General features: G+C 62.5%; 1 protein-coding gene. It reads right to left on the bottom strand.

What is annotated here, in order from left to right:
• Window positions 1-106: 106 nt before the first annotated feature.
• Window positions 107-499: PoNe immunity protein domain-containing protein (locus ACF8GB_RS18385; RefSeq protein WP_392527420.1), on the bottom strand; the 393-nt coding region annotated here is incomplete at its 5' end.

The following is a 499-nucleotide window of genomic DNA, read 5'->3' as shown; positions in this document are numbered from 1 at the left end:
CGCCGTTGTTCAAATTGATCAGCCGGTATTTTTGAGGCAGCCCACTGCTGCCAGCTCGGCAGAGCAGACGTATTCAGGGCAGTTGTTGGCAGCGGGCTGGCTGTGGTCATTGGCCGGATGTTCCCTGGTCGCCCTGGTCATCGGCCCATTGCCAGAGGGTCAGGCCCTTACTGGTTTCGCTGGGGATTTCAGGGAACAGGTCGTCCTGGGCGAACTGGCGGCGCGAGCCGTGCTGGGCCAGGGTGAACCAGTAACCGGCGCGCGGGCAGGACTGGCCGGCGTAGGTGGGCGGCGGCGCGGATGGCGTAGCGGGTGTGGCCGACAGGTTGCGGGCAAAATCTACCAGATCGCGGGGGTAGAACGGCATATCGCGGTAGCTGCTGTCGTCGATCTGCAACAACCAGGTAACGGCGGCAGCTTCCCAGGCCCAATAGCCATAGAAGGAAATATCTGCCTCACCATGCTGGTCGATATAGGGTTCGCGGCGGCTGGCGTGATA

The organism is Pseudomonas sp. xss_4, assembly GCF_043104125.1.
GTDB lineage: Bacteria > Pseudomonadota > Gammaproteobacteria > Pseudomonadales > Pseudomonadaceae > Aquipseudomonas > Aquipseudomonas parafulva_B.
The sequence above is the reverse complement of the archived record's forward strand: the minus strand, read 5'-3'. Positions and strand labels throughout refer to the sequence as shown.